Source organism: Bradyrhizobium sp. CCBAU 25360, assembly GCF_028128695.1.
Classification (GTDB): Bacteria; Pseudomonadota; Alphaproteobacteria; order Rhizobiales; family Xanthobacteraceae; genus Bradyrhizobium; species Bradyrhizobium ottawaense.
Map to the genome: position 1 here is coordinate 729,869 of NZ_LBJA01000045.1, position 19,685 is coordinate 749,553.

At 65.3% G+C, this 19,685-nt stretch carries 20 protein-coding genes and 1 tRNA gene; 16 read left to right on the forward strand and 5 right to left on the reverse strand.

The window, feature by feature from the left end; all coding sequences use genetic code 11:
• The first annotated feature begins 170 nt into the window (after positions 1–170).
• Positions 171–416 carry a pentapeptide MXKDX repeat protein gene (locus XH81_RS37740; protein ID WP_018323138.1) on the forward strand — a complete coding sequence of 82 codons (246 nt, stop codon included), beginning with the start codon at positions 171–173 and terminating at the stop codon, positions 414–416.
• 108 nt (positions 417–524) lie between these two features.
• Here XH81_RS37740 and XH81_RS37745 read toward each other — a convergent pair whose 3' ends face one another.
• Entirely contained in the window at positions 525–872 is a 348-nt protein-coding gene (locus XH81_RS37745; RefSeq protein ID WP_028144734.1) for a DUF6481 family protein, read from the reverse strand.
• Between the two features lie 266 nt (positions 873–1,138).
• Between XH81_RS37745 and XH81_RS37750 the strand changes: the two genes are divergently transcribed.
• From XH81_RS37750 to XH81_RS37765, 4 genes are all read left to right on the forward strand, one after another.
• On the forward strand, positions 1,139–1,375 hold the full coding sequence (locus XH81_RS37750) for a hypothetical protein (RefSeq protein ID WP_028144733.1): 237 nt from the start codon (positions 1,139–1,141) through the stop codon (positions 1,373–1,375).
• A 77-nt stretch (positions 1,376–1,452) separates the two neighbouring features.
• Positions 1,453–1,683 (forward strand): hypothetical protein, encoded by a 231-nt coding sequence (locus tag XH81_RS37755; protein WP_028144732.1) that lies wholly within the window; start codon positions 1,453–1,455, stop codon positions 1,681–1,683.
• Positions 1,684–1,870: 187 nt separating this feature from the next.
• Complete coding sequence (locus XH81_RS37760; protein WP_028144731.1) at positions 1,871–2,662, forward strand: hypothetical protein; 792 nt, start codon at positions 1,871–1,873, stop codon at positions 2,660–2,662.
• Positions 2,653–2,964, forward strand: a complete 312-nt coding sequence (locus tag XH81_RS37765) for a hypothetical protein (RefSeq protein ID WP_131233215.1) — start codon at positions 2,653–2,655, stop codon at positions 2,962–2,964. Before XH81_RS37760 ends, XH81_RS37765 begins: the two co-directional genes overlap by 10 nt.
• A gap of 52 nt (positions 2,965–3,016) precedes the next feature.
• Here XH81_RS37765 and XH81_RS37770 read toward each other — a convergent pair whose 3' ends face one another.
• The gene (locus XH81_RS37770; RefSeq protein ID WP_028144730.1) at positions 3,017–3,175 is read right to left on the reverse strand and encodes a hypothetical protein; all 159 of its coding nucleotides are present in this window, start codon (positions 3,173–3,175) and stop codon (positions 3,017–3,019) included.
• Between the two features lie 261 nt (positions 3,176–3,436).
• Here XH81_RS37770 and XH81_RS37775 point away from each other — a divergent pair, with 261 nt between their 5' ends.
• Both XH81_RS37775 and XH81_RS37780 read left to right on the forward strand, forming a co-directional pair.
• Entirely contained in the window at positions 3,437–3,598 is a 162-nt protein-coding gene (locus tag XH81_RS37775) for a hypothetical protein (RefSeq protein ID WP_162832224.1), read from the forward strand.
• Positions 3,599–3,881: 283 nt separating this feature from the next.
• A complete protein-coding gene (locus XH81_RS37780) occupies positions 3,882–4,100 on the forward strand; it encodes a hypothetical protein (RefSeq protein ID WP_028144729.1) in 219 nt (72 codons plus the stop codon).
• A 152-nt stretch (positions 4,101–4,252) separates the two neighbouring features.
• Here XH81_RS37780 and XH81_RS37785 read toward each other — a convergent pair whose 3' ends face one another.
• A complete protein-coding gene (locus tag XH81_RS37785) occupies positions 4,253–4,480 on the reverse strand; it encodes a DUF2171 domain-containing protein (protein WP_028144728.1) in 228 nt (75 codons plus the stop codon).
• A 116-nt stretch (positions 4,481–4,596) separates the two neighbouring features.
• Between XH81_RS37785 and XH81_RS37790 the strand changes: the two genes are divergently transcribed.
• Complete coding sequence (locus tag XH81_RS37790; RefSeq protein ID WP_028144727.1) at positions 4,597–5,883, forward strand: hypothetical protein; 1,287 nt, start codon at positions 4,597–4,599, stop codon at positions 5,881–5,883.
• 33 nt (positions 5,884–5,916) lie between these two features.
• On the opposite strand, the gene XH81_RS37795 is transcribed toward XH81_RS37790, so the two are convergent.
• Positions 5,917–6,144: a hypothetical protein gene (locus tag XH81_RS37795; protein WP_157158010.1), complete on the reverse strand. Its 228-nt coding sequence runs from the start codon at positions 6,142–6,144 to the stop codon at positions 5,917–5,919.
• 144 nt (positions 6,145–6,288) lie between these two features.
• Positions 6,289–6,365, reverse strand: a tRNA-Arg gene (locus XH81_RS37800).
• A 408-nt stretch (positions 6,366–6,773) separates the two neighbouring features.
• Here XH81_RS37800 and XH81_RS37805 point away from each other — a divergent pair.
• The 8 genes from XH81_RS37805 (at position 6,774) to XH81_RS37840 (ending at position 19,681) form a co-directional block, all read left to right on the forward strand.
• Positions 6,774–11,978 carry an alpha-2-macroglobulin family protein gene (locus XH81_RS37805; RefSeq protein WP_028144725.1) on the forward strand — a complete coding sequence of 1,735 codons (5,205 nt, stop codon included), beginning with the start codon at positions 6,774–6,776 and terminating at the stop codon, positions 11,976–11,978.
• Positions 11,979–12,112: 134 nt separating this feature from the next.
• Complete coding sequence (gene pbpC, locus XH81_RS37810) at positions 12,113–14,221, forward strand: penicillin-binding protein 1C (RefSeq protein ID WP_028144724.1); 2,109 nt, start codon at positions 12,113–12,115, stop codon at positions 14,219–14,221.
• A gap of 50 nt (positions 14,222–14,271) precedes the next feature.
• On the forward strand, positions 14,272–16,014 hold the full coding sequence (locus XH81_RS37815; protein WP_028144723.1) for an ArnT family glycosyltransferase: 1,743 nt from the start codon (positions 14,272–14,274) through the stop codon (positions 16,012–16,014).
• Position 16,015: 1 nt separating this feature from the next.
• Positions 16,016–16,861 carry a phosphatase PAP2 family protein gene (locus tag XH81_RS37820; RefSeq protein ID WP_028144722.1) on the forward strand — a complete coding sequence of 282 codons (846 nt, stop codon included), beginning with the start codon at positions 16,016–16,018 and terminating at the stop codon, positions 16,859–16,861.
• Between the two features lie 63 nt (positions 16,862–16,924).
• Positions 16,925–17,677, forward strand: coding sequence for a glycosyltransferase family 2 protein (locus XH81_RS37825; protein ID WP_028144721.1), 753 nt, complete (start codon positions 16,925–16,927; stop codon positions 17,675–17,677).
• A complete protein-coding gene (locus XH81_RS37830) occupies positions 17,674–18,012 on the forward strand; it encodes a lipid-A-disaccharide synthase N-terminal domain-containing protein (protein ID WP_028144720.1) in 339 nt (112 codons plus the stop codon). Before XH81_RS37825 ends, XH81_RS37830 begins: the two co-directional genes overlap by 4 nt.
• 133 nt (positions 18,013–18,145) lie before the next feature.
• Positions 18,146–18,706, forward strand: coding sequence for a TetR/AcrR family transcriptional regulator (locus tag XH81_RS37835; protein WP_439648443.1), 561 nt, complete (start codon positions 18,146–18,148; stop codon positions 18,704–18,706).
• Positions 18,707–18,775: 69 nt separating this feature from the next.
• Complete coding sequence (locus tag XH81_RS37840; RefSeq protein ID WP_028144718.1) at positions 18,776–19,681, forward strand: DMT family transporter; 906 nt, start codon at positions 18,776–18,778, stop codon at positions 19,679–19,681.
• Positions 19,682–19,685 lie beyond the last annotated feature (4 nt).

The window sequence follows — 19,685 nt, forward strand, 5'->3', positions numbered from 1 at the left end:
CTGCACACATCCTCTTCCCGCCGCAGGCTCTGGACTCCCCCGAACGTCGGATCGCAGCGGGCTCGTCAAAAATTTATCGGCGGCGGGGTAACAACGCGGGACTCGCATCCGTCGAGATTGAATAGCGGCGTCCGTCGCTGACAAACACCATCTTGAAGGGAAGATGATCCATGACCATTCGCACCCGTATCGTGCTCGGCGTCTCCGCTGCCGCTCTCTCGCTCGGCCTCGCGCTCGCGCCGGCCGCCTTTGCTCAGGACAAGATGGGCAAGGATGACGGCATGATGAAAAAGGACACGATGTCCAAGGACGGCATGATGAAGAAGGACACCATGTCCAAGGACGACGGCATGAAGAAGGATCACATGTCGAAGGACGGGATGAAGAAGGACGACGGGATGATGAAGAAGAACTGATCTTCGACTGTGGTCCGCAGCAGACGGACGTGCGTCGAAAATCCAGGGGCGGTCACGTGGACCGCCCCGGATAGTCAGTTCAAATTCAGTTGAACGCGACCGTGAATGCTACTTGCGCTTGGCCTTGCGGGCGGCGTAGCGGGCGTCGCGCTTGGCCTTCTGCTCGGCCTCGACTTCAGCCTGCTTGGCGACCGCCTCCTCCGCCTCGCGGGCGATCCGGGCTGCCTCCGCGGCTGCGGCTTCTTCGGCGATACGCTTCTGCTCGGCCTTTTCGGCCTCGCGCGCTGCCTTTGTCTCGGCGCGCTTGGCCGCGAGGGCCTCGCGCTCGGCGCGTCGTGCCGCGACCGCCGGATCGTCATGACCCGGTTGCGACTTGAATTTGTTCAAAAGATTTTTGCGTGCTTCCTGCGCCGCCTTTTGTCGGTCGGAGAAGCCTGGTTCCCTGAATCCACTCATCGAACGAACCTTGTCTTCCTCACTTTCAGCCCTACATCACTGCGTGTTGGTACGTCGGCTGGGCATAGCGGGCGCCACGCGACGCAGAAGCGTGTACATCGGCGCGCGTCGCGAAGCCACCCATAATCGCAGCCGATCAGGTAGACGAAAAATCGTCGCCCCGACGATCTCGTAGCCCGGAAAAACTGCCGAATTGTGATGTCCCTCATAAGGGAGCACGAGGGGCGACGCCTAGCGTCCGCCCCGATACGAGACGGAGCACGGGCATGACGATCTTCCGCTTCCGCCAGAAGGCGCTGGCAATCGCCTTGGCTCTGATAGCCGTGGCCGGCGCCGCGCTGCTGCTCGCTCGTCCCCAGCCCATCGAGAGCGCCGTCCTGGGGGCCGACTGGGAATGCACGCAGACCGCGTTCGTGCTCACGACCTGTGCACCGCGGCTCCAGCAGGCGATCCCGGCGGTCGAAACCTCGCGCAAGGATGCGATCCGGGCGACCCGAGGCTGAACCTGACGAACTGGACCGATCGGGATGTGACGGGACGTCGCAGAGGTGGTAAGCCGGCGCCCGCACGGTAGGTAGCCATGTCCACGTCCAAACTCGAGTCCAAGCCCGAACCGGGCGAGAAGCCGAAATCCCGGCCGAAGCCTCAATCCGGCGATAACCGCCGCGGCGCGATCGCCGGCTTGATCATCGCGATCCTGATCCTCGGTGTCGGCTGGTGGCTCGCGCGGGACCTTACCGCGGCCAGCAAGATGCAAGACTGCCTGATGTCCGGGCGGAGCAATTGCAACGTGATCGAGCCGGCCCGCTAGAAGCGCTCCAGCGCGGCCCGTCGAGCCGAAAAATTGCCGTGATCTTAATCATTTGTAACGCGACTTAGCCGAACAAAGCAGGTCAGCTATGTCAGCCGGCATCAAGCCGAGCGCGATCCGAATCGTCTATCGCGCCAGGCACCACGGCAATTGCGAGAGCAATCGAAAGAGTAGGGGTTAAGCACGCATGAGTGCGTCCAGCCGCATGAAGATCATCATTTCCTTGGTTTCGGCCATGTCGTTGCTCGCGCTTTCGGCACAGGCCCAGGACGCCAGGCCGTCCAGGGACGCGGGGCCGTCGAGGGACGCCGGCCAGCCTCCGGCCCGCCCGGGCGCTGGAGCACCGGCTCCGGACAGTCAGAACATGCGCAGGGGCCCGCCCCCGCAGCAGGCGGCCCGACCCGCGCCGCAGCCCGGTGGCCAGCCCCATGCTGGTCCCGGCCAGCACAGCGCCGGCGGCCCGCCGCCGGGACGCTATGTCGCCCGTGGTCCCGCTCCGACGCGCGACTGGGGCGGACATGCCTATCGTGGCAATCGCTCCTGGGATGGCGGGCGCTGGCGCCACGAAGTCCACAACGGCCGCTCCGGCTGGTGGTGGGACGTTGGCGGCGTCTGGTATTATTATCCGCAGCGGATGGCCGGCCCGCCGGCCTACATCTCCGAGGAATATTACGACGACGTGCCGGTGGCCTATGCCCCGCCGCCGCCTCCGGTCGCCTATGCACCGCCACCTCCGCCGCCGCCGGCTGATCCCGGCGCGAGCGCACTTGGCGGCGCCATCGTCGGCGGCGTGCTGGGCGGACTGATCTCGGGCAACGCAACAGGGGCTGCCGCGGGCGCGGTCCTCGGCGGCGCGACCGGAGCCATCGCCGGTGCCACCGCCGCATCCCAGCCGGGCTACTACTGGGCGCAGGGCAATTGCTACTACCGCTATCCGGACGGGCAGTACGTGGCGACCGATCCGCGAGCGTGCCGCTAAGGCACTGGTCGCATCCTGACCTGAAAGAGGCGGGCGAACGCCCACCTCTTTTTGTTCTGGTGCCGTCAACCGATTGTCTCGATGCGTATGTCGGCGCGACGTTCGGCGGCGCACAACAACTGCCTCAAAATAGCACTGGCTCCCGGTGCCGCTTCACGCGATTCTCAAAAGAAAAAACGTTGGGAAAACGATTCGCGGGGACGTGGGACATGCTGGATGCAATCCAGATCAGCTTGGCGCTTTGGGCCATGATCGTTTGCGGCGGGATCAAGCTGGGGCAGATGCTGCACTGCCTGGTTTAGCGAACGAAGCCGGCCGCGAGCCTTACTCGCCAACGCGACGGATCGTTCTGCGTCACACGAGCCAGTTGAAGAACGCAATTGCGCCCCAGACCAGGCCGGCGATCCAGGTCAGCATCACGATGCCGATGGTCCCGAGATAGGCGATGCCGAGCAGGTCGGTCCTCTGTCGTCGCGTCGGGACGTTGGCCGGAGCTGCTGCTTCTTGTTTCATGACGGGAAATACCATCGATGCCTCCGCGTGCTGCTGGAGCGTCGAAACATGGTTTAACCGAGATGCAGGTCGCGGACTGTGACACAATTCACAGATCGCCTGGATGAAGCCCAGCCAAATAGCTTCGCAATCAGCGCATGCGTGCAGTGAGGCAATCGTGCCGGAGCGTTTGCCTCGGTCCGGGAGACGCGGACGTTACCCCGCAATCATACGGACGAAATTGCCATGGGCTTGTCCAGATGGCCGGCTAGAGTCGGTCGCATGTATACCAAGTACGATCCACAGCACGAAGCGGAGGCCGCGATGAAGCGGGCCGCGGCATCGGAAGGTGCCGACCGGCAAAGGCTGATCCAATTGGCTCTGGCCTGGCACGAGCTGGCCCGCGACCGGCGCGATGAGCGGGCGGACTGCGGGCATTCTTAGGGGAATTTCGCGTCAGACGATGACGGGCCGAACTCGGCCGGCCGGCTGATCTGCATGAGAAAGCCCCGTGCTCGGGGGACAAGCACGGGGCCCTTCAAAGCCGACCGGGGCTGGCAGGTCGGCACCACTTGATTTCAAGCCATTCAACGTGCCGGTCGTGATCTCGTTCCATGCCGCTGCTCATTTTGTTGTGCCGTGTTCGATACGCCTGGCGTTGCGCAAGGCGACCCGCCTCGCTCGCGCTCGAACAGGAACCTCCATTCCCCGCGGACGTTGGCCGTCCATGACCGACCCCGAGTTACGCGCACAGTCCTTCGACATTGCCTGGAAATATCTCGACCGATCCGGCTTGCTCACAGGCGAGCACGAGGACTCCGCTCGCTTCATCCTGAACAGGATCGATCGGTTGATGCTGCGAGGAGAGCGCCGCAGGCTGTTGTTGTCGAACGCTGCGATCGACGCCTACCTGCTGCGGCCGACGCTCGTGCCCATGGATACGTGAATGGCGACGTGATCGATCCGACGAAACGCGACGTTAAGAAATGCGCGGCGCCGACATTACGATTACGATTCGTGCTTTTGGAACGAAGCGGAGTCGGATCGTGAACAAACAAAAAGCCCCCGAAGGGGCTCAATGTTCAGGCGGCTCAATGTTCAGGCGGCTTCCGTCTTCGGTACGGCGTCGGCATTCATTGAAAGCTTGACGACATCGCCTTCGACGGCACCGACATATTTCATGTCGATGTAGTGATGATGGTCCTTGTGACCTTCCGGGCTGTCCTTGCGCGTCAGCTTGATGCGGTTGCCCTCGACGCGGTCGACGGTGCCGACATGTGCGCCGTCCTTGCCGATGATTTTCATGTGCTCTCTGATCTCAGACATGTTGTCCTCCTTGCACCGTCTCAACGGCCAGGATCGTTGTTCGTTGCAGCAGGCGTGCGTTGGACCCAAGGCGATTTCCGCACGTTGACGTCCGATCGGATCTGCCCAAGACGCGCATGGAGACTATTCAGGCCTATCTGGAACGGAAGCACAGGGAACTCGGGCTGTTGAATGACTGCCTGAGCCATCGGCTCGATCTGACGCGTCCGCGATCGGTCGACGAGGTCGTCAGGTCCAAATTCCAGATCACTGCGGCGCTCAGGGCAGAGCACGAGCTGCACGAGTGGAAGGCAACGGAAACAGCCTGGTCGCACAGCGCCGATCCCGTCAGCGGGCCGTTCAAGTTCAGTTACGATTACCAGCGGGCCGATCTTACGGTGCGCGGTCCTTCCTTCTATGAGTTCGAATGCGGCTGCATGAGCGCGGCGATCTATACTGCCTCGGGCATGGCTGCGATCTCCGCCGTCCTGCTGGCCTCCGCGCAAATCGTCGAGAGGGCTGATTTGCTGGTGCTTCCCGGCTCCTATGGCGAGACGCTGGAGCTGATCCGGGGCCTTGTTCCTCATTTGCGGCTCGTGGCTTTGAGGCCGCCGTTGGGTGATGCGTTTGCTTCGGCGAATTCGCCGAAAATTCTGCTTTTGGATTCCTGCTCCCGCGCCGGCGCTTTTGAGGCGGCGATCCGAAGCGACGGCTCGAGTCTCGATCTCGTGATTTTCGATACGACATGCTTCGCGGGCAGCTCGGGCCGGATCCGGCGCGTCCTGAGTTGGGCCCGGCGATACGGAATTCCACTGGTGCTGGTGCGAAGCCACAACAAGCTCGATTCGCTCGGGGCGGAATATGGCCGCCTGGGCTCGGCGGTTTTCGTGCAGGGGAATGATGACCTGCAGCGGGCAGGGCGGCCTGAATGGACACGTCTCGCGGCCGAAACCCGCAACGCGGTGCGATTGCTCGGCGGCGCGGCGTTGCCGGCGCACTTCCCGCCCTTTGTCGGCAGCGCGGTCTACTGGGCCCTCACAAAGAGGCGCGTTGCGGCGATCCTGCGCAACGGCCGCAGCATGGCCCGCCATTTTGCTGCAACACTCCCGGCGCTCTCTGCCGAACTCCATTTCGCCCACGGTCTCTATGTCACCTTGCGGGGCAGGAGCCCTCTCGACGAGGCGAGCGCGCGGCAGGCCGCCGAGGACATGAGCAACGAACTGCGCGCCGAGGGCCTCCCGATTCGCCATGCCGGCAGCTTCGGTTTCGACTTCGCCGCGACCGAGTGGTTTCACGACGCGACCACGGACCAATACAGCGTGCGGGTGGCGGTCTCGGACTTGCCGACGGAGGTCTGGGATGATCTCACCGCGGCGATTGCGCGATGGTGGCACGTTCGTCAGTCGACAGGTGGCCGAGGATGAATGTCGTCGCTTGCGCGGAAGAGGGCGCCTCGATCAGTCGATCGCCAGGCAGTGCTCCAAGGCCGGCTTTTCGCTGTTGTCGCGGCTGGGACGCGCCCACTCCTGAACGGCGAAGGAAAGGTGATGCTGGCCCATGGCGGCGCCAATGATCGATGCTTGAGCCACCTTGATGGGCCTGGTGACCACACTGGTGTTCACGACGCCTGCGTCGATTGCCAAAAACGACATCGCGACGATCGCCACCGCAGATGCGATGGCCATTCTCGTCCATTCGGCAGGAAGCATCGGAGTCCTTAACGCGGGCGCAATTCGCCCGCCGCTTACATAGGGCTGATCGGCACGGTTCAAAGGCCCGCGTATGGTTACCCACGCGTTCGTGAAGGGCGGTGGATTTAGAAATGAGACTGGCGATCCCAGCAGGACTCGAACCTGCAACCCGCGGAGTAGAAATCCGCTACTCTATCCAGTTGAGCTATGGGACCGTCGCTGCGCCAGCCTCCGTTTGGAGGCCGGCTGGTTCATCTACCATGCCAAATATGAAAAATATCGTCTTTCGCCAAGTCTGAACCGAACCGTTTTCCTCAGAGCCGCGACAAAGCGAGACGGTGGCATGTCAGGGTGCCGGGTTGAGCGGCAGCGGACTGGACGATGGATCACATCGCCGGGAACGCTGGCCAGCTTCCGGGATGTGGCCGCCGGTCGACGGGTCGGGTATCGCTGCGCCATCAGGACGGTGTGAGCGGCGGTATCTTGATCGGTCTCCTCTGGGCTTGCCTTTCCATGGCGAATGCGACGAATTGCACCTTTGGTTCCATCGCCTTGAGTCCGTCACCTTTCCGCGCATTTCATGCTGCCCGCGGGCGGCTGTCCGCGATTTCCGGGAGTCCATCATGATCGGTCTTGTTCGCGCCGTCACACTCTGCGCCACGCTGGCGCTCGGCCTCGCCGCCGCGCATGCCGCGGACAAGGCGTTCAAGCGCGACGACCTCGCCGATTCCGCGATCAAGCTGGAGGCCCAGATCAAGAGCGAGGCCGGGCCGGTCGCCAAGTCCAACGCGACGCTGCGCACCGACGCGGACGCCGCCTTCCGGCGCAATGATTATCGCACCGGCCTGTCGGTGCTCGGCCAGATCGCCGCGACCACGCCGGAGGACGCCGCCAACTGGCTACGGCTCGCCAAGGTCATCTTCCAGATATCGCCGAAGAGCTCGAGCGAGCAGACCTTCCTGCTGGAACGCGCCTCGACCGCGGCCTACATCGCCTACCAGCGCGCCGGCAATCCCGGCGAGGAGGCCGACGCCCTCGCCGTGCTCGGCAAGTCGCTGTCGGAACGCAAGCTGTGGCGGCCGGCGCTGGATTCGCTGCGGCTGTCGCTCGACATGCGCGAGGTCGCCGACGTCCGCGGCCAATATGAGAAGATGCGCGACGAGCACGGCTTCCGGCTGCTCGACTATACCGTGGACTCGGATTCGGCGAGCCCGCGCGCCTGCTTCCAGTTCTCCGAGGAATTGGCAAAACGCACCGACTTTGCGCCGTTCCTGGCGTTGGCGGGCCAGGACAAGCCGGCGCTGTCGGCCGAAGGCAAGCAGCTCTGCGTCGACGGGCTGAAGCACGGCGAGCGCTACAACATCAGTCTGCGCGCCGGCCTGCCGTCCACCGTGAAGGAGGGGCTGCCGAAATCGGCCGAGTTCAACGTCTATGTGCGCGACCGCAAGCCGTTCGTGCGCTTCACCAGCCGGGCCTATGTGCTGCCGCGGACCGGCCAGCGCGGCATTCCCGTGGTCAGCGTCAACACGCCCGCGGTCAACATCAACGTGTTCCGGATCGGCGACCGCAATCTGATCAACACTGTGGTCGACAGCGATTTCCAGAAGACGCTGTCGAAATACCAGCTCTCCGATCTCGGCGGCGAGCGCGGCGTGAAGGTCTGGACCGGCGAGCTCGCAACCGCGATGACGCTGAACCAGGACGTCACCACGGCCTTTCCGGTTGACCAGGCGCTCGGCGAGCTTCAGCCGGGCGTCTACGTGATGACGGCCGCCGCCAAGGGTCCGGGCTCGGACGACGATTACCAGCTCGCCACCCAATGGTTCATCGTCTCCGATCTCGGGGTGTCAGCCTATTCCGGCAATGACGGTATCCACGTGTTCGTGAACTCGCTGGCCTCGACCGATCCGGTCGGCAAGGCCGAGGTGCGGCTCGTTGCCCGCAACAACGAGATCCTGGCGACGCGCAAGACCGACGACAGCGGCCATGTGCTGTTCGAGGCGGGCCTTGCGCGCGGCGAGGGCGGCCTGTCGCCGGCGATGCTGACGGTCACGGGCGAGAAGGCCGATTATGCCTTCCTCAGCCTGAAGTCCTCCGCCTTCGATTTGTCCGATCGCGGCGTCTCAGGCCGCGTGGTGCCTGCAGGCGCCGACGCCTTCGTCTATGCCGAGCGTGGTGTGTACCGCTCCAGCGAGACCGTCTATCTCACCGCGCTGTTGCGCGACGGGCAGGGCAATGCCGTCAGCGGCGGGCCGCTGACGCTGGTGATCGAGCGCCCTGATGGCGTCGAATACCGACGTGCCGTGCTCGCCGACCAGGGCGCCGGCGGCCGTACGCTGTCCGTGCCGCTCAACTCGGCCGTTCCGACCGGGACGTGGCGGGTGCGCGCCTTCACCGACCCGAAAGGCTCCTCGGTCGGTGAGACCACTTTCATGGTCGAGGACTACGTTCCTGATCGGATCGAATTCGACTTGTCCGCCAAGGACAAGCTGATCAAAGCTAACGCTCCAGTGGAGCTTAAGGCGGACGGCCATTTCCTCTATGGCGCGCCCGCGTCCGGCCTGCAGCTTGAAGGCGACATGCTGGTCGCGACCGCGAGCGAACGTCCGGGCTTTGCCGGCTACCAGTTCGGCGTCGCCGACGAGGAGACCACCTCCAACGAGCGCACGCCGCTCGAGAATCTGCCCGAGGCCGACGCCAATGGCGTTGCGACCTTCCCGGTGACGCTGGACAAGCAGCCGGCTTCGACCCGTCCGCAGGAAGCCCAGATCTTCGTCCGCATGGTGGAGACCGGCGGCCGCGCCGTCGAGCGCAAGATCGTGCTGCCGGTGGCGCCCGCGACCGCCCTGATCGGCGTCAAGCCGCTATTCGGTGACAAGAACGTCGCCGAGGGCGACAAGGCCGAGTTCGATGTCCTGTTCGTCTCGCCCGAGGGCGAGAGGTTGCGCCGCGACGGCCTGCGCTACGAGCTCCTGAAGATGGAGTCGCGCTACCAGTGGTATCGCCAGAACAATTACTGGGAGTACGAGCCGGTCAAGTCGACCTCGCGCGTTGCCGACGGTGATGTGACCGTTACGGCCGACAAGCCGGCGCGGATTTCGCTCACTCCCCAGCCCGGCCGCTACCGTCTCGATGTGAAGTCGAACGACGCCGATGGCCCGGTGACCTCGGTGCAGTTCGACGTCGGCTGGTATTCCGACGGCAGCGCCGACACGCCGGACCTCCTGGAGACCTCGATCGACAAGCCGCAATATTCCTCCGGCGACACCATGACGGTGTCGGTCAACGTCCGCAGCGCCGGCAAGCTGACCGTCAACGTGCTCGGCGACCGCCTGCTGACGACGCAGACGATCGACGTCAAGGAAGGCACTGCCCAGGTGAAGCTCCCGGTTGGTAAGGACTGGGGCACAGGTGCTTACGTGGTGGCGACGCTGCGCCGCCCGCTCGATGCCGCTGCCCAGCGCATGCCGGGCCGGGCGATCGGGCTGAAATGGTTCGGCATCGACAAGCAGGCCCGCACCTTGCAGGTCAAGCTGTCGCCGCCGGCGCTGATCCGGCCCAACGCAACGTTGAAGATCCCGGTCAAGCTCGACGGACTCAATCCGGGCGAGGACGCCAAGATCGTCATCGCCGCGGTCGATGTCGGCATCCTCAACCTCACCAATTACAAGCCGCCGGCGCCGGACGATTACTATCTCGGCCAGCGCCGCCTGAGCGCCGAGATCCGCGATCTCTATGGGCAGCTCATCGACGGCATGTCCGGCACGCGAGGCCAGATCAAGTCCGGTGGTGACGCTGGGGCTGCCGAGCTGCAGGGTTCGCCGCCCGCGCAGAAGCCGCTGGCGCTCTATTCCGGCATCGTCACGGTTGGCTCCGATGGCAGCGCGGAAGTCGGCTTCGACATTCCGGAGTTCGCCGGCACCACGCGCGTGATGGCGGTGGCGTGGACCGCGACCAAGCTTGGCCGCGCCAACACCGACGTCGTGATCCGCGATCCTGTCGTGCTCACCACGACCCTGCCGCGCTTCCTGCTCAATGGCGACCACGGCACGGTCAACCTCGAGATCGACAATGTCGAGGGACAGGCCGGCGACTACGTCATCAACGTGAAGACCGGCGGCCCCGTGAAGATGACCGGCAATCCCGCCACCACGGTCAAGCTCGCCGCCAAGCAGCGCAACTCGTTTGCGCTGGCGATCGACGCGACCGCGGCCGGGCAGGCGACGCTGGACGTCGACATCAGGGGGCCGAACGGGCTGACGCTGGCGCGCCATTACGCGTTCGACGTCAAGGCGGCGACGCAGGTCCTGGCACGGCGGTCGATCCGGACGCTGGCGAAAGGCGAGAGCCTGACGCTGACCTCGGACATGTTCTCCGACCTCGTGCCGGGCACCGGCAGCGTCTCGGTTTCGGCCAGCCTGTCGACCGCGCTCGATGCGGCGACGATCCTGAAAGCGCTCGACCGTTATCCGTATGGCTGCTCGGAGCAGATCACGAGCCGCGCGATGCCGTTGCTCTATGTCAACGACCTTGCTGCCGGCGCGCATCTGGCCATGGACACCGAGGTCGATCAGCGCATCCGCGATGCGATCGAGCGGCTTTTGGCCCGTCAGGGTTCGAACGGCTCGTTCGGCCTGTGGTCGGCCGGCGGCGACGACGCCTGGCTCGACGCTTACGTGACGGACTTCCTGACCCGTGCCCGTGAGAAGGGTTTTGCGGTGCCGGACGTCCTGTTCAAGAACGCGCTCGACCGTGTCAGAAACTCCGTCGTCAACGGCAACGAGCCGGAGAAGGACGGCGGGCGCGATCTCGCTTACGGCCTCTATGTGCTCGCACGTAACGGCGCAGCGCCGATCGGCGATCTCCGCTATCTCGCCGACACCAAGCTCAGCAACCTCGCAACCCCGATCGCGAAGTCGCAGCTCGCGGCGGCGCTCGCTCTGGTCGGCGATCGCAACCGCGCCGAACGCGTGTACGGCGCCGCGCTCGACAGCCTCGCGCCGAAGCCCGTGCTGGAGTTCGGCCGTACCGACTACGGCTCGCAGCTTCGCGATGCGGCGGCTTTGGTGTCGCTTGCCAGCGAAGGCAACGCGCCGAAGGCGACGTTGACGCAGGCGGTGTCGCGGGTCGAGACCGCGCGCGGGCTGACGCCCTACACCTCCACGCAGGAGAATGCATGGCTGGTGCTGGCGGCGCGGGCGCTGGCCAAGGAGAACCTGTCCATGGAAGTGGACGGTCAGCCGGTCAAGACCGCGCTGTACCGCAGCTATAAGGCCGCGACGCTGGAGGGCAAGCCGCTGAAGATCACCAATACCGGCGATGCGCCGGTGCAGGCGGTGGTCTCGGTGTCGGGCTCGCCGGTGACGCCGGAGCCGGCTGCGTCCAACGGCTTCAAGATCGAGCGCAACTACTTCACGCTCGACGGCAAGCCGGCCGACATCAGCAAGGTCAAGCAGAACCAGCGCTTCGCGGTGGTACTGAAGATCACCGAGGCCAAGCCTGAGTACGGCCACATCATGGTGTCCGACTATCTGCCGGCAGGCCTTGAGATCGACAACCCGAAGCTGGTGTCGTCGGGCGACAGCGGCACGCTGGACTGGATCGAGGACGGCGAGGAGCCCGAGGATACCGAGTTCCGCGACGACCGCTTCACTGCGGCGGTCGATCGCGCCTCGGATTCAAAGTCGGTCTTCACCGTCGCCTATATTGTGCGCGTGGTCTCGCCCGGCAAATACGTGCTGCCGCAAGCCTATGTCGAGGACATGTACAATCCCTCGCGCTATGGGCGGACGGGCACGGGAACGGTCGAGGTGCGGGCGGCGAAGTGAGTGCTGATGGGATGAGCGCAGCGGAGCCACATACTCAGTCGTCATGCCCGGGCTTGTCCCGCCTGCGCGGCCGAAGCCGCTTCGGCGCGGCGAAGGCCCGGGCATCCACGAACTGCGGCGCGGCCGGCAAGAACGTGGATGGCCGGGACAAGCCCGGCCATGACGGAGTCCGGGGCAGGGGCCTTCGTATCCTCTCCGGCGGTGCTCTCACCCTCATCCTCGCCATCGTCGGCTTCGTGACCTGGGTCTATTCGCTCGGACCTCTCCCGCTCGACGAAGCCCGGCATGTCTCCACTACCATCGTCGACCGCAACGGCAAGCTGCTGCGGGCCTACGCCATGGCCGACGGCCGCTGGCGGTTGCCGGTCGATGCCAAATCCAGCGTCGACCCGACCTATCTGAAGCTGCTGTTCGCCTATGAGGACCAGCGCTTCTACGCCCACAACGGGCTCGACCCGCTCGCACTCGGGCGCGCCGCCTTGCAGCTGGCAACGCGCGGCCACATCGTCTCAGGCGGCTCGACCATCAGTATGCAGCTGGCGCGGCTGATGGAGCCGCGGCGGCAGCGCTCGCTCTACGCCAAGCTGCGGCAGATGGTGCGCGCGATCGAGATCGAGCGCAGCATGAGCAAGGAGCAGATCCTCGACCTCTATCTCGCGCTGGCGCCTTATGGCGGCAATCTCGAGGGCATCCGCGCCGCCTCGATCGGCTATCTCGGCAAGGAGCCGAAGCGCCTGTCGCTGGCCGAAGCCGCGCTGCTGGTCGCGCTGCCGCAATCGCCGGAGACGCGCCGCCTCGATCGCCATCCGGAGGCCGCGCGCAAGGCGCGCGATCGCGTGCTCGACCGCATGGTCGAGGAGCATGTGGTCAGCGCCGACGACGCAAGGCAGGCCAAGGCCGTGCCCGTGCCAAGACTGCGAAGGCCGATGCCGATCCTGGCGCCGCATGCGTCCGACACTGCGCTGTCGACGGTCAAGGATACGCCGGTCATCAAGCTGACGCTGGATGCGAATTTGCAGAAGGTGCTGGAGCCATTGGCGCGCGACCGCGCCATTGCGCTCGGGCCGAACATCTCCGTCGGCATCATCGTGGTCGACAACGAGAGCGGCGACGTGCTCGCACGCGTAGGGTCGGCCGATTACTTCGACGAGAGCCGGGCAGGGCAGGTCGACATGACCCGCGCGATCCGCTCGCCGGGCTCGACGCTAAAACCCTTCATCTACGGGCTCGCCTTCGAGGACGGTTTCGTCCATCCGGAGAGCCTGATCGACGACCGGCCGGTCCGCTTCGGCTCCTACGCGCCGGAAAATTTCGACATGACCTTCCAGGGCACGGTGCCCGTGAGGAAGGCGCTGCAACTCTCGCTGAACGTGCCCGCGATCGTGCTGCTCGACCGCGTCGGCTCCAGCCGACTGGCCTCGCGGCTCCGGCAGGCCGGCGGGAATCTGGTTCTGCCTAAGGACGAAGCGCCGGGGCTCGCCATGGGGCTCGGCGGCGTCGGCGTGACGCTGCAGGATCTCGCCCAGCTCTATACGGGCTTTGCCCGCCTCGGCACCACCAAGCCGCTGCGCGAGGTGATGGCTGACAAGGACGACCGCGAGCCGCTCCGGCTGCTGGACCAGGTCGCGGCCTGGCAGGTCGGCAACGTGCTGCTGGGCACGCCGCCGCCGGAGAACGCCGCTCACAACCGTATCGCCTTCAAGACCGGCACCTCCTATGGCTATCGCGACGCTTGGTCGGTCGGGTTCGACGGCCGGATGACCGTCGGCGTCTGGGTCGGCCGGCCCGATGGTGCGCCGGTTCCGGGCCTGATCGGGCGCGTCGCCGCCGCTCCGATCCTGTTCGATGCCTTCGCCCGCACCGGCAAGACGCTGGCCGCCTTGCCGAAGCCGCCAAGGGGAACCCTGGTTGCCAGCAACGCCAAGCTGCCGCTGCCGCTGAAGCGGTTCCGCCCGGTGGGGGAACTGGTGCGGACCGGCCGTGAGCAGGCGCTGCATATCCAGTTTCCGCTGAACGGCTCGCGGATCGACGTCGATCGGTCCGGGGGCCAGGAGAGCGCCGCGATGCCGGTCAAGGTCGCTGGCGGCGTGCTGCCCATGACCGTCATGGTTAACGGCACGGCGCTCGGCGAGATCGATGGCCGCCGCCAGCGCCTGATCGATCCGCCCGGTCCGGGCTTTGCGCGGCTCACCGTGATCGACGCCACGGGCGCCGCGGACACAGTCGTCATTCGAATTCAATGACCCTGCCTCAAGCGGTTGTGGCGATGGCGGTTTCAGCGTAAGCGGAACCAATGGCCGAGACCTATCCTACTCCCCGTTTTGGAGCGCCCCGCGAGCCGAAATCGCCCGCAAATCCGGGCAGCCGGCTCGTGAGCATGCTCGATGTCGCCACGGCCAGCCATGCCCGCGCCGTCGCCTTCCTGGTGCTGTGCGCGCTGCTGTTGTTCCTGCCGGGCTTCTTCACGATCCCGCCGATCGATCGCGACGAGGCGCGGTTCGCCCAGGCCACCAAGCAGATGGTCGAGAGCGGCGACTATGTCGATATCCGCTTCCAGGAGGACGTCCGCTATAAGAAGCCGGTCGGCATCTACTGGTTGCAATCGGCGACGGTCGAAGCCGCCTCGATGCTCAAGCTGCCGAAGGCCGAATTGCGGATCTGGGTCTACCGGCTGCCGTCGCTGTTCGGAGCGATCGGCGCCGTGCTCATGACCTATTGGGCGGCGCTCGGATTCGTCACGCGGCGCGCCGCGGTGCTGGCGGCGTTGATGATGTGCGCTTCGGTGCTGCTCGGCGTCGAGGCGCGGCTGGCCAAGACCGACGCGATGCTGCTGTTTTGCGTGACCGCCGCGATGGGTGCGATGGCGCGCGCCTATCTGTCCTGGCAGCGCGCCGAGGACGAGACGCATCCGCCGTGGAGCTGGCCTGCGATCTTCTGGACCGCGCTTGCGGTGGGCATCCTGATCAAGGGTCCGCTGATCCTGATGTTCGCGGGGTTGACCATCGTCGCCCTCGCGATCCAGGACCGCGATGCCTCCTGGCTGTGGAAGCTGCGCCCGGTCTGGGGCCTGATGTGGATGCTGGTGCTGGTGCTGCCCTGGTTCGTCGCGATCTTCTGGCGCGCGGGCGATGCCTTCTTCGCCGATTCCGTCGGCGGCGACATGCTGAGCAAGATCGGCGCCCAGGAATCCCACGGCGCGCCGCCCGGTATGTATCTGGCGCTGTTCTGGATCACGTTCTGGCCGGGCGCGCCGCTCGCGGCGATGGCGGCACCCGCGGTGTGGCGGGCGCGGCGTGAGCCCGGCGCGCAGTTTCTGCTGGCCTGGCTGATCCCGTCCTGGATCGTGTTCGAGGCGGTGCTGACCAAGCTGCCGCATTACGTATTGCCGCTGTATCCGGCGATCGCCATTCTCACCGCCGGTGCGGTGGAGCGGCGCGTGCTGTCGCGCTCCTGGCTGATGCGCGGTTCGGCCTGGTGGTTCGCGATCCCCGCGGCCGCCTCAATCATCGCGGTGGTCGGTGCGGTGATGCTGACGCGGCAGCCGGCTTTTGTGGCCTGGCCGTTCATCGCGGCATCGCTGATCTTCGGCCTGTTCGCCTGGTGGCTCTACGACAACAACCGCGCCGAGCGCTCGCTGCTCAACGCGCTGGTCGCGGCCCTGATGCTGGCGGTGGTGGTGTATGGCATCGTGCTGCCGTCCTTGACGCCCCTGTTTCCGAGCATCGAGATCGCGCGCGCGCTGCGCAACGTCACCTGCGTCGGGCCGAAGGCGGCTGCTGCCGGCTATCACGAGCCGAGCCTCGTCTTCCTGACGGGCACCCAGACCCTGCTCACGGACGGGTCGGGCGCGGCCGACTTCCTGAGGCAGGGGAGCTGCCGCTTTGCGCTGATCGAGCAGCGTTCGGAGCGGAGCTTCGTGCAGCGCGCCGAGGCGATCGGGCTGCGCTACAAGGTCGGCACCCGCATCGACGGCTACAATTTCTCGCAAGGGCGCGCGATCTCGATCTCGATCTTCCGCTCGGAAGGCACCGAATAGGATGCCTGTTACGACCAGCCCCGCGCCCCGTCCGGGCTATCCCGCGCAATTGCTCGCCGTGTCCCGGAGCGCGCTGGCGCAGCTCGTCCGCACGCCCTCGCATTCACGCCGCGCAGAGGCCGCGCGAAAACTGGCGCGGCATTCGCTGTGGCTTAGTGCGGCGGGCGCGGCTCTCGTCATCGCGCTGATGCTCGCGTTCGACCAGACCGAGATCCAGCTGATGCCGGCTCGCGGCACGCCAAGCCTGTGGCCGATCCGCATCCTCACCGATTTCGGCAAGGACGAGTATCTGCTCTCGGTCCTCGGGGGCTTGCTGGTGGTGTTGGCGTTCGTTGCGGCCGGGCTTCACGGCACAAGCCGCGCGCTGCTCCTCGGTCTCGGCACACGGCTGCAGTTTGTATTTCTGTCGATTGCCGTGTCGGCATTCGTTGCCGAGGTCCTGAAATATATCATCGGCCGCGGACGTCCGTTTGTCGGCGGCAAGGCCAATCCGTTCAACTTCGTGCCGTTCGAGGGGACGGGGGCTTATGCCAGCCTGCCGTCGGGCCATACCGTGGCGGCGTTCGCTCTGGCATTTGCAGTATCGGCATTGTGGCCGCGCTTGCGCGTGTTCATGTTCACTTACGCAATCGTGATCCTGTTGACGCGTCTGGTGCTGGTCGCGCATCACCCGAGCGACGTCGTGGCCGGCGCCCTGGTCGGCACGGTCGGCGCCATGGCGGTCCGCTATTGGTTCGCGGCCAGGCGGCTGGGCTTTGCCATCTGCGCCGATGGCACCATTGTGCCCCTTGCCGGGGCGGTTTCGGGCCATCTCAAAAGGGTTGCCCGCGGGGCATCCGCCCCATAAAAGCGGCTGCCTGTCGGGGCCGCCGGTTCCCCGGGAAGGCCCATTCCAACCACGAGCCTCGATTTGTCGTCGTCCCAGCCTTCGGTTTCCCAGCCCTCGGTTTCCATCGTCGTTCCCGTGCGTAACGAAGCCGACAACATCGCGCCGCTGATCGCGGAGATCGGCGCGGCGCTCGATGGCCGCTGGGCCTATGAGATCATCTACGTCAACGACGGCTCGACCGATGCGACCGGCGAGCGGCTCGCGGCGATCATGGCGCAGCGGAGCAATCTGCGCCAGCTTCGCCATGCCAGATCAGGTGGCCAATCCGCGGCCGTGCGCAGCGGCGTGCGCGCGGCGCGCGGGGCGATCGTGGCGACCCTCGATGGCGACGGCCAGAACAATCCGGCCTTTCTGCCCGACCTGATCGCGGCGGTCGAGAAGGGAGCAGGGCGCGTCGGCCTCGCCGCGGGGCAGCGTGTCGGGCGCAAGGATACCGGTTTCAAGAAATTCCAGTCGCGCGTGGCCAACGGCGTCCGCAACTCCATCCTGAAGGACGGCACGCGGGATACCGGCTGCGGGCTGAAGGCATTCCGGCGCGAGGTCTTCCTGATGATGCCCTATTTCGACGGGCTGCATCGCTTCCTGCCGGCGCTGGTCCGGCGTGAAGGCTACGACATCGCCTATGTCGACGTGATCGACCGGCCGCGCCATTCCGGCGTGTCCAACTACGGCTTCTTCGACCGGCTCTGGATCGGCATCATGGATCTCGCCGGCGTATGGTGGCTGATCCGCCGCAAGAAGCCGACACCAGATGTGACTGAGGTGAACGCATGATCATTCAATACGGTCAGGCGCTGAGCAACTATCTCTACGACGTCTTCGTCGCCAAGTTCGATTTCTGGCTGGCGTTCGGCCTTGTCGCGCAGCTGTTCTTCACCGCGCGCTTCCTGGTGCAGTGGATCGCGAGCGAGCGCGCCGGCAACAGCGTGGTGCCGATGGCGTTCTGGTTCTGCTCGATGGGCGGCGGACTGATGACGCTGGTCTACGGCGTCGTGAAGCGCGAGCCGGTCATCATCCTGGGACAATCGCTCGCGACCATCATCTATATCCGCAACATCATGCTGATCATCAAGAACCGCGGCAAGGCGTCGAAGACGCTGGAGCGCTGAGCAGGGCTCCCCGCGGCTGCGCCGCTGGACTGATCCGAATTCGGTTGCCATTTTAAGACCGATTGGTTCATATATGGCGATGAGCCCTCGATCCCGCATGCAATTGCCCCGTGGGCGGCCCCGAAGTTTCGACGTGGACGCCGCGGTCGAAAGCGCGATGGGTGTGTTCTGGTCCCGTGGCTACCACGCCACGGCGCTGCCGGACCTTCTTCGCGCGACGAAACTGTCGCGGGGCAGCCTCTACGCCGCTTTCGGCGACAAGCACTCGCTCTTCCTGCGCGCGCTTGACCGCTACATCGCCGATGCCCTGGCGCGGATGGATATCGAATTCGACTCCCGCAAGGATCCGGTCGAGGGCTTGCGGACCTACCTTGCCGGCTACGTTGAGCGCACCAGCGGGATGAATGGTCGGCGCGGGTGCCTGCTGGTGGCTACAGCCATGGAGCTGGCTGGCCAGGACGCCGAGGTCGCTCGGCGCGTTGCGAGCTTTTTCAAGGCGATGGAGGCCAGGGTGGCGGATGCACTTTCCCGCGCGCAGGCTGCGGGCAAGTTAGGCGACAGGGTCGAGCCTGCGAGTGCCGCCCGGATCCTCGTCTGTTTCGTCGAGGGGCTGCGAGTGGTCGGCAAGACGGCACCGGCGCGGACGACATCAGAAGCCACCGTCGTCGCTCTTCTCGATCGTTTCGTCAGGTAGGTATCCCATGGACGTCTCCGCCCATCGACGTGACGATATTTGGACCGTTTGGTCGTGAAAGGACATGCCATGTCTGCCATCCAGATCGTCTGCGCGGTGGCGGTTCCCTTGCTCTGGGGGTATCAATTCGTGGTCATCAAGGTGGGCGTTGCGGAGTTTCCGCCGCTTTTCTTCCTCGCGCTGCGCTTCCTGGCGATCGCGCTGCTGCTCGTTCCGTTCGTCGAAAGGCCCACGCGTCAGCAGCTCGGACCTGTTGCAGCCATTTCGCTTTTCCTTGGCGGATTGAACTTCGGGCTCTTCTACGTTGGTCTCGGGCTCGGCTCGGGAAGCATGTCGGCCGTCGCATATCAACTCGCCGCGCCCTTCACCGTCCTGCTCGCCTGGCCACTGCTCGCGGAGAGGCCGTCTCTCGCCACGTCGGCCGGCGTGGTGCTGGCATTCGTCGGGGTGGTTGTGTTGGCAGCGGGGCCAGGCCTGACGGCAAATGCGCTTCCCTTGCTGCTCGTGGTCGGGGCAGCCTTCGCATTTGCGGTGTCCAACGTCTTGACGAAGCGCTACGGCCCCTTCGATCCCTTGATGTTGATCGGCTGGTCGTCCCTGCTCACGGTCCCGCAGGTCGTGTTGATGTCGTTGCTGCTGGAATCCGGACAAATGGCAAGCCTTGTCACGGCGGACGAACGGGGCTGGCTGGCGCTCGCCTATACGATCTTCATCGGAGGAATTGTTGGGTTTAGCCTTTGGTTCTGGCTGATCGCCCGTTGCTCGATGGTGCGGGTCGCGCCCTTCGGTCTGTTGCTTCCGGTGTTCGCATTGATTTCAAGCATTCTGTTCCTCGACGAACGCTTGAGCCCAAAGCTGATCGTTGGCGGGATACTCGCGATCTCAGGCGTCGCCCTGACACAGGTGCCTGCGCGCTCGACAGGTTTGACCGCTCGACCTCGTGTCGTGTCGACTTCCCGGATTGGTCCGTCGTGACATT